Here is a 14550-nt window from a genome sequence, read left to right as displayed (position 1 = left end):
AGGAGGAGCATCGAACCCATGAAGATCGCCATCGCAGGGGGACACGGCCAGATCGCCCTGGTCCTCGAACGCCTCATCTCCGACGCCGGCCACGACGCCATCGGCATCGTCCGGAACCCCGCGCACGTCTCCGACGTCGAGCAGACGGGTGCGCGAGCACTCGTCGCCGACCTGGAGCAGCTCAGCGAGGAGGAGCTGGCGCTCCGGCTGCGCGGCGTGGACGCGGTGGTGTTCGCTGCGGGTGCTGGGCCGGACAGCGGCGCCGAGCGGAAGCTGTCGGTCGACCGGGACGCCGCCCTGCTGCTCGCCGAGGCGGCGGTGCGTCTCGACATCGACCGCTTCGTGATGATCTCGTCGATGGGTGCCGACGCGTACGACCCGGAGCGCGCGAAGGTGCCCGCGCAGAACGAGGACGACGTGTTCCAGGTGTACCTCCGCGCGAAGGCCGAGGCGGACGCGAACGTGCGGATGCGCCGGTTCCGCTGGACGATCGTCCGTCCAGGGCGCCTGCTCGACACGCCGCCGCAGGGCACGGTGACGGTGGGTCGCACGGTCCCGCGCGGGTCGATCCCCCGCGCGGACGTCGCGGCCGTCGTCCTGCACGCGTTGCTCGACGACTCGGCGGTCGGCAAGCAGTTCGAGGTCACCAGCGGCGACACCCCGATCCCGGCCGCGCTCAACGCGCTCGGTTGACGGACCGGACCAGCTGACGGACGCCAGGCCCACCACCGGTCCGGTGGTGGGCCTCCCGTCCGTCACGGGTCGCGTCGAGCGCGACACCGGCCGGCGGCGCGACGCGGGTCAGAGCGCGACGGCTGCCGACTGCCGAGCGATCTCGAGTTCCTCGTCGGTCGGGATGACGAGGACCGCGACCCGGGAGGCGTCCGTCGAGATGCGGCGGGCCTCCTTGGAGTGCAGCTCGTTGCGGTCCGGGTCGATCTCGATGCCCAGGTGCTCGAGCCCCGCGAGCACGCGACGGCGGAGCAGCGCGTTGTTCTCCCCCACCCCGGCGGTGAACACGACGGCGTCGAGCCCGCCGAGCTGGGCGGTGTAGGCGCCCACGTAGCGGCGGATGCGGTGGCGGTACACGGCGAGCGCCGCCTCCGCCGTTTCGTCACCCTTCGTCGCGGCGTCCTGCACGTCGCGCATGTCGCCGCTGCCGGTGAGGCCGAGGAGCCCCGACTGCTTGTTGAGCATGGTGTCGAGTTCGTCGAAGGACAGCCCGGCCTCGCGGTGCAGGTGGATGAGGACGGCGGGGTCGAGGTCGCCGGAGCGGGTGCCCATCACGAGCCCTTCGAGCGGCGTGAGCCCCATCGACGTCTCGATCGACCTGCCGCCGTCGATGGCGGCGGCCGACGCCCCGTTGCCGAGGTGCAGGACGATCGTCTTGAGCTCCGCGAGCGGCCGGTCGAGGAAGACGGCGGCCTGCTCGGAGACGTACTTGTGGCTCGTGCCGTGCATGCCGTAGCGGCGGATCTGGTACTGCTCGGCGAGGTCTGCCGGGATCGCGTAGGTGTACGCGTGCGGCGGCATCGTCTGGTGGAACGCGGTGTCGAACACGGCGACGTGCGGGACGTCCGAGAAGACCTGCTTCGCGGCCCGGATCCCCTCGAGGTTCGCCGGGTTGTGCAGGGGCGCGAGGCTCGACAGGTCGTCGATCTGCTGCTCGACCTCGTCGGTGACGACGGTGGCCTGGTCGAAGCGGGTCCCGCCGTGCACGACACGGTGCCCGACGACGGCGGGCGGGTGCTCGTCGAAGGACGGCCCGACCTTGCCGAACGCGTCGATCATCGCCTGGAAACCGGCGGCGTGGTCGGGGACCTCGGCACTGTCGTTGGAGGAGGTCTCCCCCGTCACCGCGTTGGTGTGCTTCCACGACCCGCGGGACTCGCCGATGCGTTCGACGAGACCGGACGCGAGTGTGCGCTCGTCGTCGAGTTCGATGAGCTGGTACTTGAACGAACTCGAGCCGGAGTTGACGACGAGGGCTGCACTCACGAGGGGTCGCTTTCTGTTCGGGTGGTCGGCGCTGCCGTGCCGGCCTGGATCGCGGTGATGGCGACGGTGTTGACGATGTCGCTGACGAGGGCGCCGCGGGACAGGTCGTTGATCGGCTTGCGCAACCCCTGCAGGACCGGCCCGATCGCGACCGCACCGGCCGAGCGCTGCACGGCCTTGTACGTGTTGTTGCCGGTGTTGAGGTCCGGGAAGATGAACACGGTGGCCTGCCCGGCGACCGGGGAGCCGGGCATCTTCGTGCTCGCGACCGTCGGGTCGGCGGCGGCGTCGTACTGGATCGGCCCCTCGACGGGCAGGTCGGGGCGACGCTCGCGGACGAAGGCGGTGCCCGCTCGGACCTTGTCGACGTCCGCCCCCGACCCGCTGTCGCCGGTCGAGTAGCTGAGCATCGCGACCCGGGGCTCGATGCCGAACTGGGTGGCCGTCTCGGCGGACGAGATCGCGATGTCGGCGAGCTGCTCGCTGGTCGGGTCCGGGATCACGGCGCAGTCGCCGTAGACCAGCACCCGGTCGGCCAGGGCCATCAGGAACACGCTCGACACGATGGAGGTGTCCGGCCGGGTCTTGATGATCTCGAACGACGGTCGGATGGTGTGTGCCGTGGTGTGCTTCGCGCCGGAGACCATGCCGTCGGCCAGGCCGAGCTGCACCATGAGCGTGCCGAAGTACGACACGTCGGTGACGGTGTCGCGGGCGAGCTCGATGCTCATGCCCTTGTGGGCGCGGAGGGCCGTGTACTCCTCGGCGAACCGTTCCCGCAGTTCCGGGTCGAACGGGGAGAGCAGCTGCGCCGCGTCGAGGTCCAGGCCGAGCTCGGTCGCCCGGGCACGGACGGCGGCCGGGTCACCGAGGATCGTCAGGTCGCACACCTGCCGCTGCAGCAGTGTCGAGGCGGCGCGGAGGATGCGGTCGTCGTCACCCTCGGGCAGGACGATGTGCTTCCGGTGCTCGCGGGCCCGGTCGATGAGCCCGTGCTCGAACATCAGCGGTGTCACCACTCCGGACGGCGTCACCTGGAGTCGGGCGAGCAGGGCCTCGGCGTCCACGTGTCGTTCGAAGAGCGCCAGGGCCAGCTCGGCCTTCCGGGGCGAGTCCGCGGCGAGCCGACCGCGCGTCTGGGTGATCCGGAGCGCGGTGTCGTAGGTGCCGAGGTCGCTCTGCGCGATCGGCAGCGAGCTCGACAGGCCCTCGAGCAGCCGGGCGATCGGCGGCGCCGTCTCGAAGCCGCCGTTGAGGATCACCCCGGCGACGCTCGGGAACGTCTCCGACTCGTTGGCGAGCAGCGTGGCGATGAGGACGTCGTTGCGGTCGCCGGGGACGACGACGATGCCGCCCTCGATGAGCCGCGGGAGGACGTTCTCCATGCTCATGCCGGCGACCACGGTGCCCAGGGCCTCTCGGTCGAGCAGCGCGTCGTCACCGCGGACCAGGGTCGCCCCGGTCGCGGCGAGGAGGGCACGCACGGTCGGGGCGACGAGGACCGCGTCCTCCGGGATCGCCCACACCGGGGCGTCCGGGTGGTGGTCGTGCACCGCGGTGGTGACGCTCGCCACGATCGACTCGAGGGCGTCCGGGTCCGTCCGGTTCACCACGACGCCGAGGAGCTGGGCGTGCTCGGCGCGGAGTTCGCTCGTGGTGACGTCGGCGACCTGCGCCATGTCGTCCGCGGTCCGGGGCGCACGCTCGGCCGAGTCCCGCCCGCCGAGCACCAGGAGCACCGGGGCTCCGAGGTTCGCGGCGACCTTCGCGTTGAAGGAGAGCTCGGTGGGGCTGCCGACGTCGGTGTAGTCGGAGCCGAGGACGACCACGGCGTCGCAGCGCCGCTCGACCTGGCCGAAGCGGGTGATGATCGTCGCGAGGGCCGCGTCCGGGTCGGCGTGCACATCGTCGTAGGTCACCCCCACCGCGTCGTCGTACGGGATCCCGACGGCGGTGTGCTGGAGCAGGAGCTCGAGGACGTAGTCGGGCTCGGCGACCGACCGCGCGACCGGTCGGAAGACGCCGACGCGGCCGACGGTGCGGGCGAGCGTCTCGAGCACGCCGAGTGCGACGGTGCTCTTCCCGGTGTGTCCTTCTGCTGACGTGATGTAGATGCGGGTCGACACCTTCCCCAGGGTAGACCTCGCAGGTGCTTGGACCTCCGGAGCACCCGTGAGGGCCGATGGTCGTGAGCACCCTCGCCGACCTGTACCATGGGGTGTCGTCACCGCGAGGTGGTGGCACGGAGGATTCGCCTAGTGGCCTATGGCGCACGCTTGGAAAGCGTGTTGGGTGCAAGCCCTCGGGGGTTCGAATCCCCCATCCTCCGCAGATCGAGACGGAACCCCCGCAGCGCACGCTGCGGGGGTTCCGTCGTTCCGGGCTGTGTCCCACCTGTTCCCTGGTGGGCCTGGTGGGCCTGTCCGGCCCGTCTCGCCGGTCCGGCCTGGAGGCCCGCCCACCGCTGGTCCCCCAGGCTGCGGACCAGCACGCACCCCGTCCGCTGGACACCGTCCACGAAGCGGCGTCCGGCCTGTCCCGGTGCCGATCTCTCCCCTATGCTGACCGGACCGAGCACGCCGGAGGGACCCGGTCGGCTCAGGAGCATCGGACGGCACGAGCGCCGTCACGGGACCGACTGCGAGTCGGACCCGGCGCGAGCGTCGCCCATGCGGTCGAGCCCCGGTACCCGGGGTGGCCGGCGGGCGATCCGGTGCGGTTCGGGGACGAGGAGGCCTGCCGTGGGGGCAACGACGGCACGAGCGACACCGCTCGACACCAGCACCGCAGACGTGGTCATCCGACCGCGGGCTGCTCTCGTGCGCTCGACGGCGCTGAGCATCGGCTTCTCGGCCGTCCCGATCGCCGTCGCCGTCGTCTGGGTCGCCGTGCCGAACGGCCCGTGGCTCGTCGTCGGCGGCGTGGTCGGGCTCTTCACCGCGGCCGTCCTCGCCGTGTTCCTGCGCCTGCGGTCGTCCTTCGTCGCGCTCGACCCGGACCGGGTCACGATCCGCGGGATCCTCAGCGCTCGTCGCTCGTTCTTCCGGTCCCAGGTGCACGAGATCGTGCTCGCCGTCACCCACGGTGCCGCGGTCGACCGCACCAGTCGCGAACTCGTCGCCGTCGATGCGGCCGGTGACCCACTCTTCCGGATGCGGGGCGAGGTCTGGGGCGACGACGGGATCGACCGCCTTGTCGACGTCCTGGACGTCCGGACCACCCGGCTCCCCCGGCCGATGTCGTCGCGGGAGTTCGCCCGGCGCTGGCCCGGCATCCGCGCCTGGTACGAGCGTCCCCGGGCGTACGTGCTCGTCGGCGGCGTGACCGTGCTGCTGGTCGCCGGGCTGCTGATCGCCGAGGCCCTGGGGCTCGGGCGGCGCTAGCGAGGGCTCCTGCCGTCGGGCACCGACTGCACCCGGCACCCGAGTACGCCGACCGTCACCGGCGCCGGCGCAGCGTCGAGAACACGCCCCGGACGACCTCCTTCGCGATCGACCGTCCGAGCGAGCTGCCGAGCGCACCACCGAGCAGGTCGCTCAGCGGGTCGCCGCTCGACCGCGAGGTCGACGACCGTCCCGACCGTCCCGACCGCGCCGACGAGCGCGATCGCCGTTCCGCTGCCGCGCGGTCGGCACGCTCGACGTCCCGCTGCGCCTTCTCGTACTCCGCCTGCGCTGCCGCGCGTTCCTTCGCCTCGCGCTTCGCGTCCGCTGCCGCTCGGCGCGCGGCCTCGGCCTGTGCCGTCGCGGCCGCACGCTCGGCGTCGGCAGCCGCCTCGGCAGCTGCCTCGGCTGCGTCCTCCGCCGCCGCCTGGGCCGCCGCCGACTCGAGCCGGCGGGCGAGCATCTCGTGCGCCGAGTCCGGGTCGACCCGGGTGCCGTAGGTCGCGAGGAGCGGCGAGGCGTCCACACGCGCCCGCATCACGTCGGCGGGCATCGGGTCCATCGAGCCGCGCGGTGCCCGGAGCCGGGTCCACGCCACCGGGGTCGGCGCACCGCGTTCGTCCATCACGGTGACGATCGCCTCACCGGTCGCCAGGGAGGTCAGCACCTGCGCCAGGTCGTAGTCGCTCGTCGGGTACGTCGACACCGCCGCGCGGAGGGCCTTGGCGTCGTCCGGGGTGTGCGCACGGAGCTGGTGCTGGATGCGTGACCCGAGCTGCGCCAGGACCTCGCTCGGCAGGTCCTCGGGGCTCTGGGTGACGAACACGATGCCGACGCCCTTCGAGCGGATCAGCCGGACGGTCCGGACGATCTGGTCGCGGAAGTCCTTCGAGGCGCCGTCGAACAGCAGGTGTGCCTCGTCGAGGAAGAACACGAGTTCCGGACGGTCGCGGTCCCCCACCTCGGGCAGCTCGTTGAACAGTTCGGCCAGCAGCCACATCAGGAAGGTGGAGAAGACCTCCGGCCGGTCCTGCACGCCCGGCACCTCGAGCAGGCTCACGATGCCCGGTCCGTCGGCCGTCCGCCGGAGGAACAGCCGGGTGTCGATCTCCGGCTCGCCGAAGAACTGGTCGGCGCCGGCGTCGGCGAACGTGATGAGCTCGCGGAGGATGACGCCCGCGGTCTGCTTGGACAGCCCGCCGAGCTCCGCCAGTTCCGCCGTGCCCGCGGCGCTGGTCAGGAAGGTCAGGACACTCCGCAGGTCGGTGAGGTCCACCAGGGGCAGCCCGGCGCGTTCGGCGTAGTGGAACACCAGGCCGAGTGAGGACTCCTGCGTGTGGTTCAGCCCGAGGACCTTGGCGAGCAGCAGCGGACCGAAGCCGGACACCGTCGCCCGGATCGGCACCCCGGTCCCCTGCCCGCCCAGGGAGTACAGCTCCACCGGCACGGCTGCGGGTGACCAGTCCTGGCCGATCCCCGTCGTCCGCTCGAGCAGGCGGTCGCTCGGCGCACCGGGCAGCCCGAGGCCGGAGAGGTCGCCCTTCACGTCCGCGGCGAAGACCGGCACCCCGGCGGTGGCGATCTGCTCGGCGAGCAGCTGGAGGGTGCGGGTCTTGCCGGTGCCCGTCGCACCGGCCACCAGGCCGTGCCGGTTGAGCATGCCGAGCGGGATGCGGATCGGCACGTCGGGGACCGCGTCGCCGTTGACGAGGACGCCGAGCTCGAGCACGCTGCCCGCGAGCTGGTAGCCCTGCCGGACGGCGGCGACCGCCTCGGCACCGAGCGGACCGGACGCCACTGGCGCCACGGGTGCCGCGGGCGGTGCAGGCGCCACGGGCGCCACGGGCGGTGCAGACGCCACGGGAGCCACGGGCGCTGCGACCACAGGCGACGCGACGGGCGTCGGCTCGGCGTCGGACGTGCGCCGAGCCTCCGGAGCGGGCTGCAGGGCGGCCGCGAGCTCCTCGGCCCGCCGCGCCGCGTCCTCTGCCAGTCGCACCGCCTCGTCCGCTGCCGCGCGCGCAGCCACCGCCGCTGCCCGTGCCTGCTCCACCGCGTCGTCGTCCATGCGGCACAGCCTAGGGACGCGCCGCTCCCGCCGTCCGGACGTCCGGACGCCCTGTGGAGAACCCGGTCAGTGCGTCAGCGCCGGGACGGTGCGCGGCCGGACCACGACCCAGAGCACCAGGATCGCGACGGCCGCGGTGGAGCCCATCACGAGCGCCATCGGGGTGGCGGTCGCGATGCCGAGCAGCCCGACGACCGGGGAGATCAGCCCGGCGACGCCGAAGTTCAGGGCACCGAGGAGCGAGGCGGCGGTCCCCGCCTCCTTGCCGTGCGAGGCGAGTCCGATCACCTGCACGAGCGGGAACGAGAACCCGCACGCGGCGATGTAGAACCACAGCGGGACGAGCACACCGATGAGCCCGGCGCCGAGCTGGTCGAGGACCACGATCGCCAGGGCAGCGAGGAACAGCGTCGCGGTCGAGCACGCCAGGATCCACTGCGGACCGACCCGCTGCGCCAGTCGCGACGAGATCTGCACACCGAGGACGACGCCGACCGAGTTCACCGCGAAGAGCAGCCCGTACTGCTGCGGATCGAGCCCGAACACCCCCTGGAACAGGAACGGCGACGCGCTGAGGTACGAGAACAGCCCGCTGAACACCATCGCGCCGATCAGGGCGACGCCGACGAAGATCCGGTCCGAGAAGAGGGCACGGTACCGCTGCCCGATGGTGGAGTGCCCGGCCTCCTGGCGACGCTCCTTCGGCAGGGTCTCGACGATGAGCAGGATCGACGCGATCACGACGGCGGTGCCGTAGCAGGCGAGGAACACGAAGATCCCGCGCCACGAGACGAACCGGAGCATCTGCGAGCCGATGAGCGGTGCGAGGATCGGCGCCAGCCCGTTGACCATCGCCAGACGCGAGAGCATCCGGACGAGCGGCTTGCCGCCGAACAGGTCGCGGACGGTCGCCATCGCGACGACGCCTCCGGCCGCGGCGCCCATGCCCTGCAGCACGCGGAACACGGCGAGGACCTCGACGTTCGGCGCGAGGGCGGCGCAGATCGACGCGACGACGTGCACGCTCGTCGCGACGATGAGCGGCAGTCGGCGACCGACCTTGTCGCTCCACGGACCGACGAGCAGCTGCCCGACCGCGAAGCCGAGGGTCGTCGCCGTCAGGGTGAGCTGGACGGCACCCTCGGAGATGCCGAGGTCCCGCTCGAGCGACGGGAACGCCGGCAGGTACAGGTCGATCGTGAACGGCCCGAGCGCGGTGAGCGCACCGAGCACGAAGACGTAGACCAGACGCTGGGCACGGGTCAGCGAGTCGCCGGGGTGCAGGACGATCTTGTGGGAACCGGTGGTCGCGGGCGCGGACACGAGGGGATCCTCCGGAGGGGATGAGAAGAGGGTGGGATCGGCCGCTCGAATCGATTCGGTCCGTTCCACCATGGTACGGGTTCGTCCGGACGGGCGACAACCGTCGGACGGGACGGTCCGCGCTCCACGGCCTGGCTCGGCGTCGGCCACGCGGCCACGCGGCCACGCGGCCACGGTGCCGCCCACGCCCCGGAGGCACGCCGTGCGTCCCCGACGCCGGTGCGGCAGACGTGTGGCCGGGCCGGCGGTGCGGCACACCCGTGGCCGGGCCGGCGGTGCGGCGGACGCGTGGCCCGACCGGGCGGTGCGGTACCGTCGGACTCCCGACCGCGCGCACGTCGCGGGACCGATCGAGATGGGAGGAGCGTCATGGTCGACGCTCGGATCCTGCACACCACCGCGGCGCTCCGCGAGGCCGTCCTGCGGCTCGCCGCCGACCGTCCGGTCTCGCAGATCACGGTCGCCGACGTCACCCGCGCCGCCGGCATCAACCGCGCGACGTTCTACTCGCACGCGGTCTCCCCCGGCTCGCTGCTCGCCGAAGTCCTGACGCCCGAACTCGACCGCATCCGGCAGGACGACTCCGACGCCCGGCGCGCGGCCGTCGACCACGGTGCCGGCCCGGACGAGCTCGCCGCGATCACCCGCCGCGGCATCAACGCGGTCGTCGACCACGTGACGGCGCACCGCGAGATCTACGCGCTCGCCCTCCCCGACCCGGCGGACGCCTCGTTGCACCGCCTGCTCGTCGACCACTTCACGGAGTCGAGCACGACGCACATCCGCGAGCTCGACCCGGCCGTCAAGCCCGAGATCATCGACGAGGTCGCCGCCGGCTTCGTCGCGCAGGGCTTCGTCGGCGCGATCGAGGCCTGGCTCGGCGGCCCGCGACGGTCCCGCAAGGCCCTGGTCGAGACGATCACCCGATCGTTCCCGGCCTGGTGGAGCTGACCCGAGCCTCCGGCCCGAGCGCTACTGGCCCGCGGGTTCCTCGCCCTGCTCCGCGGGTTCCTCGCCACGCTGCAGCGACGACACCGTGTCGACCGCCCGACTGACCAGCGCCGCGTCCGAGTCGCCGCCGTCGACGCGGTAGTCCGAGGACAGTCCGTCGTTGCCGCCGCCGGAGGACGGCAGCGCCCCGTCGAGCGCGACCACCACGACCCCGGCGTCGTGCGCGGTGCGGAGCTCGGTGCGGAGCGCCGACGCATCCGCGGCACGGACCAGCAGCGCCTTCGCACCGGTCCGCACCAGGTCGCGGACCGCCGCACGCTGCCGCGCGGGCTGGTCGCCGGTGGCGACGCGGATGTCCGGGCGGAAGCCGGCCTCGGTCAGCTCCTCGCGGAAGCGGGTGGCGAGGGAGCGGCCGTCCCCCGAGTCGCTCGGCGTCCCCGCGTCCTCGGTCAGGACGACACCGATCACCGCGTTCTCCGCGAAGCCGCCGTCGGAACTCGTCAGGTCGGTGCTCCGGACCGGTGTCGGCGCGGCCGTCGTGGTGCCGGTGCAGCCCGCGAGCACGACCGTCGTCGCCGCGAGTGCGGCGGTCAGGACGGCGACTGCGGTGCGGCGCACGGTTCCTCCTCGTTCCGGGTCTGCCAGGCTACCCGTCCGACACGGGCGGGGGCGGGACCGGTCCGAGCCGGCGGACGGCGACGAACCCCACGAGGGCGATCACGGTCATCGCCACGAACACCAGTGTGAAGGCGGCCGGCTCGTCCTGACCGCCGGCAGCCGTGAACAGCAGCCCGGCGACCGCGAGCCCGACGACGCTGCCCGCCGCGTCCGCGATCGTCAGGGCGGAGCTCGCGAAGCCGTCGTCGCCCTCGCGGGAGAACCGGAGCGTCAGCATCGACGTCCGCGGGTACGCGACCCCCATGCCCGCACCACCGACGAACCACCCGGCGACGAGCACCCAGGCGGGCAGGTCGAACAACGCCACCGCGAGGGCCACCAGCAGGCTCACCAGCACCAGTCCGAGGCCCGCGGCGAACGCACGGGCGGCGGGCAACCGCTCCTCACCCAGTCGTCCGTGCGCCCAACTGGCCGACGCCCAGCTCAGCGCCGCCACGGTGAGGGCGAGCCCGGCCGTGGCGGCGCTCAGCCCGTGCTGGGCCTGCAGCAGGAACGGCACGTACGCCTCGCTGCCGAAGAAGCCCGCGGCCAGGACCCCGCGGAGCAGGACCACCGACGGCAGACCGGGGCCGCCGGTGAACGTCCGGCGCGGCAGCAGCGGACGGAGTGCCATCCACGCGCCGACGAGCCCGACGACGACCGAGGCGATCCGGACCGGCACGGGCAGGTCCGGGGCGAGGTTGAGCAGCAGGACCGCGACGGCGGCACCGACCGACCACCCGATGCGGCCGCCCTGCCAGGGAGGGCGTGCCTCCAGGACGGGTGCGTGCAGCCGGCGGAGCGTCGGGACCAGGCACGCGAACGCGACCACCGCGATGCCCAGCGCACCCGCGAACACCCAGTGCCAGCCGAACGCGTCGGTGACGATGCCCGCGAGCGCCGGACCGATCAGTGCCGGCACGACCCACGCGGCCGCGAACCCGGCGAACACCGCGCCGTGCAGCTCGGCGGGGAAGACCCGCGCGACCAGCACGTAGAGGACGACGTCGATCGCGCCCGCGCCGAAGCCCTCGACCAGTCGTCCGGCCAGGAAGACCGGCATCGTCGGGGCGAGCATCACGACCGCGGTACCGAGCGCGAAGAGCGCGGCGGACACCCACGCGACGACGCGGCCACCCGCGCGGTCCGTCCAGTTGCCCGCCAGCACCATGCCCGGCACGCCGGCTGCCAGGGGCGCCGCGAAGCTCAGGGAGTACAGCGCCTCACCGTGCAGGTCGGCGGCGATCACGGGCATGATCGTCGTCATCGCCAGGTTCTGGAACGCCGAGACGGCGACGATCGCGACCATGCCCACGGTGGCGACGAGGTGTCGCGGCTCGAAGAGGCTCGGCTGCGTCGCCGTCGTGGAGGTCACCGGTTCATCGTAGGACGGGATGCCGGTCGCCCGGCCCTGACTCTGGGCCGGGGCTTGGGCCTGGCTCCGGCCCCGGGGCCCCGCGGCGCCGGGCTCCGGGCCCGCTGGTCAGCGCTCGAGCGCCTGCTGCACGTCCGCGACCAGGTCGCCGGCGTCCTCGATGCCGACCGACAGGCGGACGACGTTCTCCGGGACGGCCAGCTCGGTGCCCTTGACCGACGCGTGCGTCATCTCGCTCGGGTACCCGATGAGCGACTCGACCCCGCCGAGCGACTCCGCCAGGGCGAACAGCTCGGTCGACTCCGCGAACCGCTTCGCCGCCTCGGGACCCCCGGCGAGCGCCACCGACAGCATGCCGCCGAAGCCGCGCATCTGCTTCGCGGCGACGTGGTGCCCCGGGTGCTCCGGCAGGCCCGGGTAGTAGACGTGCTCGACGGCCGGGTGCGCGACGAGCGCCTCGGCGACGGTCTGGGCGTTGGCGGAGTGCCGCTCCATCCGGACGCTGAGGGTCTTGATGCCGCGGATCGTGAGCCATGCGTCGAACGGGGACGAGATCGCGCCACCGCCGAACTGCACGAACGCGACCTGCTCGGCGAGCTCCTGGTCACGGAGGACGACGGCACCGCCGACGACGTCGGAGTGACCGCCGAGGTACTTGGTCGTCGAGTACACGACGACGTCGGCGCCGAGTGCGATCGGCTGCTGCAGGGCGGGCGAGGCGAAGGTGTTGTCGACGACGACCAGGGCGCCGGCCTCGTGCCCGATCGCGGCGAGCAGCTCGATGTCGGCGATCTTCATGAGGGGGTTCGTCGGGGTCTCCACCCACAGCACGGTCTTCGCCGGGCTGTCGGCGAGCGCGGCACGCACCCGGTCCGGGTCGCTCATCTCCACCGTCACGAGGTCGATGCCCCACGGCACGTGCAACCGGTTCGCCAGCCGGTGGGTGCCGCCGTACACGTCGTTGCCCATCACGATGCGGGCGCCGGGCTCCAGGTAGGCGCGGAGCAGGGCGTCCTCCCCCGCCAGGCCGGACGAGAACGAGTAGGCCGCGACACCGCCGTCCAGGTCGGCGAGCAACGTCTGCAGCGAGTCCCGCGTCGGGTTGCCGGACCGCGAGTACTCGTAGCCGCCGCGCAGGCCGCCGATGCCGTCCTGCACGTAGGTGGAGGTCAGGTAGAGGGGCGGGATCACGGCGCCGGTGGGGCCGTCGGGCTCCTGGCCGGCGTGGATGGCGCGGGTGCTGAACTCGGTCATGTCGCGGGTGCCCCTTCCGGGAGGCTCGGTGCGGTCTGGGTGGGTCGGGTCGCGGCGGCCGTCGGTGCCGGCTGCGTCGCCGTCTGCGGCTGCGCCGCCGCTGGCTGCGTCGCGGCCGGCTGCGCCGCCGCCTGCTGCTGCTCGGGTGTCGGTCGGGTGGACGTCACTCGGACAGGTAGGTCAGGAGGTCGTGGCGGGTGAGGACCGTGACCGGCTTGCCGTCGTTCACCACGAGCAGGGCGTCGGCGCTCTCGAGCGCCTTGCGTGCAGCCGACAGCGACTCCCCGATGCCGATGAGCGGCAGCGGTTCCCCGACGAACGGTGTGAGGGCGTCGGCCATACCCGCTGCACCGGTGAAGACGTGGCCGAGCAGGGCCTTCTCCTCCACCGCACCGGCGACCTCGCCCATCACGACCGGCGGTTCGGCGCTGAGGACGGGCATCTGCGAGACGCCGTACTTCGTCATGATGTCGATGACGTCGCGGATGGTGTCCGACGGGTGGGCGTGCACGAGGTCGGGCAGGCGACCGTCCTTGCCGGCGATCAGGTCCCCGACGGAGCGTTCGTCGTCGGTCTCCGCGAAGCCGTACGAGCGCATCCACCGGTCGTTGAAGATCTTGCCCAGGTAGCCGCGGCCGCCGTCGGGCAGCAGGACCACGACGACGTCGTCCTCGGACAGGGACTCGGCGGCACGGAGCGCGGCGACCACGGCCATGCCGCTCGACCCGCCGACGAGCAGCCCCTCTTCGCGGGCGAGGCGCCGGGTCATGGCGAACGAGTCCGCGTCGGAGACGGCGATGATCTCGTCCGGGATCCCGGCGTCGTAGGCGGCCGGCCAGAAGTCCTCGCCGACGCCCTCGACCAGGTAGGGGCGTCCGGTGCCGCCGGAGTAGACGGATCCCTCGGGGTCGGCGCCGACGATGCGGACCCGGCCGTCCGACGCCTCCTTGAGGAAGCGCCCGGTGCCGGAGATCGTGCCGCCCGTGCCGACGCCGGCGACGAAGTGGGTGAGCTGACCCTCGGTGTCGCGCCAGATCTCGGGACCCGTGGTCTCGTAGTGACTGCGCGGCCCGTTGGGGTTGGCGTACTGGTTGGGCTTGTAGGCGCCGGGGATCTCGCGCACCAGGCGGTCCGACACCGAGTAGTAGGACTCCGGGTCGTCGGGCGCGACGGCGGTCGGGGTGACGACGATCTCGGCGCCGTACGCGGTCAGGACGTTCCGCTTGTCCTCGCCGACCTTGTCCGGCAGCACGAACACGCATCGGTACCCGCGCTGCTGGGCCACCAGAGCCAGCCCGACACCGGTGTTGCCCGAGGTCGGCTCGACGATCGTGCCGCCGGGGCGCAGGTCGCCGGAGGCCTCGGCCGCGTCGATGATCCGCGTCGCGATGCGGTCCTTCGACGAACCCCCCGGGTTCAGGTACTCGACCTTGACCAGGATCGTCGCCCGGATGCCCTCGGTGACACGGTTCAGGCGGACCAGCGGGGTGTCGCCGACCAGGTCGACGACGGAGTTCGCGTAACGCACCCGTCGAGTCTAG

11 protein-coding genes and 1 tRNA gene are annotated in these 14550 nt (G+C 72.8%); 4 read left to right on the top strand and 8 right to left on the bottom strand.

Going from position 1 to position 14550, the window contains the following annotated elements; genetic code table 11:
* Positions 1–18: 18 nt before the first annotated feature.
* Complete coding sequence (locus tag JOD51_RS05615) at positions 19–693, top strand: NAD(P)H-binding protein (protein ID WP_204607390.1); 675 nt, start codon at positions 19–21, stop codon at positions 691–693.
* Positions 694–801: 108 nt separating this feature from the next.
* On the opposite strand, the gene JOD51_RS05610 is transcribed toward JOD51_RS05615, so the two are convergent.
* Both JOD51_RS05610 and pta read right to left on the bottom strand, forming a co-directional pair.
* A complete protein-coding gene (locus tag JOD51_RS05610; RefSeq protein ID WP_204607389.1) occupies positions 802–1998 on the bottom strand; it encodes an acetate/propionate family kinase in 1197 nt (398 codons plus the stop codon).
* The gene (pta, locus tag JOD51_RS05605) at positions 1995–4124 is read right to left on the bottom strand and encodes a phosphate acetyltransferase (RefSeq protein ID WP_204607388.1); all 2130 of its coding nucleotides are present in this window, start codon (positions 4122–4124) and stop codon (positions 1995–1997) included. The genes JOD51_RS05610 and pta overlap by 4 nt, the downstream gene beginning before the upstream one ends.
* A 118-nt stretch (positions 4125–4242) precedes the next feature.
* Here pta and JOD51_RS05600 point away from each other — a divergent pair.
* Both JOD51_RS05600 and JOD51_RS05595 read left to right on the top strand, forming a co-directional pair.
* Positions 4243–4327 (top strand) — tRNA-Ser (locus tag JOD51_RS05600).
* Between the two features lie 412 nt (positions 4328–4739).
* On the top strand, positions 4740–5381 hold the full coding sequence (locus tag JOD51_RS05595) for a hypothetical protein (protein WP_204607387.1): 642 nt from the start codon (positions 4740–4742) through the stop codon (positions 5379–5381).
* Positions 5382–5436: 55 nt separating this feature from the next.
* Here JOD51_RS05595 and JOD51_RS05590 read toward each other — a convergent pair whose 3' ends face one another.
* Together JOD51_RS05590 and JOD51_RS05585 are read right to left on the bottom strand one after the other, a co-directional pair.
* Positions 5437–7449, bottom strand: coding sequence for a helicase HerA-like domain-containing protein (locus JOD51_RS05590; RefSeq protein ID WP_204607386.1), 2013 nt, complete (start codon positions 7447–7449; stop codon positions 5437–5439).
* Between the two features lie 66 nt (positions 7450–7515).
* A complete protein-coding gene (locus JOD51_RS05585; RefSeq protein WP_259558916.1) occupies positions 7516–8772 on the bottom strand; it encodes a multidrug effflux MFS transporter in 1257 nt (418 codons plus the stop codon).
* A gap of 369 nt (positions 8773–9141) precedes the next feature.
* Between JOD51_RS05585 and JOD51_RS05580 the strand changes: the two genes are divergently transcribed.
* A complete protein-coding gene (locus JOD51_RS05580; RefSeq protein ID WP_204607384.1) occupies positions 9142–9723 on the top strand; it encodes a TetR/AcrR family transcriptional regulator in 582 nt (193 codons plus the stop codon).
* Between the two features lie 21 nt (positions 9724–9744).
* Here JOD51_RS05580 and JOD51_RS16940 read toward each other — a convergent pair whose 3' ends face one another.
* The 4 genes from JOD51_RS16940 to JOD51_RS05560 form a co-directional block, all read right to left on the bottom strand.
* Positions 9745–10341 (bottom strand): substrate-binding domain-containing protein, encoded by a 597-nt coding sequence (locus JOD51_RS16940; RefSeq protein WP_204607383.1) that lies wholly within the window; start codon positions 10339–10341, stop codon positions 9745–9747.
* Between the two features lie 28 nt (positions 10342–10369).
* Positions 10370–11755: an MFS transporter gene (locus JOD51_RS05570; RefSeq protein WP_204607382.1), complete on the bottom strand. Its 1386-nt coding sequence runs from the start codon at positions 11753–11755 to the stop codon at positions 10370–10372.
* 108 nt (positions 11756–11863) lie between these two features.
* Entirely contained in the window at positions 11864–13009 is a 1146-nt protein-coding gene (locus tag JOD51_RS05565; protein WP_204607381.1) for a cystathionine gamma-synthase, read from the bottom strand.
* A gap of 163 nt (positions 13010–13172) precedes the next feature.
* A complete protein-coding gene (locus tag JOD51_RS05560) occupies positions 13173–14537 on the bottom strand; it encodes a cystathionine beta-synthase (protein ID WP_204607380.1) in 1365 nt (454 codons plus the stop codon).
* Positions 14538–14550 lie beyond the last annotated feature (13 nt).

The organism is Curtobacterium herbarum, assembly GCF_016907335.1.
Taxonomy (GTDB): domain Bacteria; phylum Actinomycetota; class Actinomycetes; order Actinomycetales; family Microbacteriaceae; genus Curtobacterium; species Curtobacterium herbarum.
Note: the sequence above shows the minus strand (reverse complement) of the source record. Positions and strands in the feature narration are given on the sequence as shown.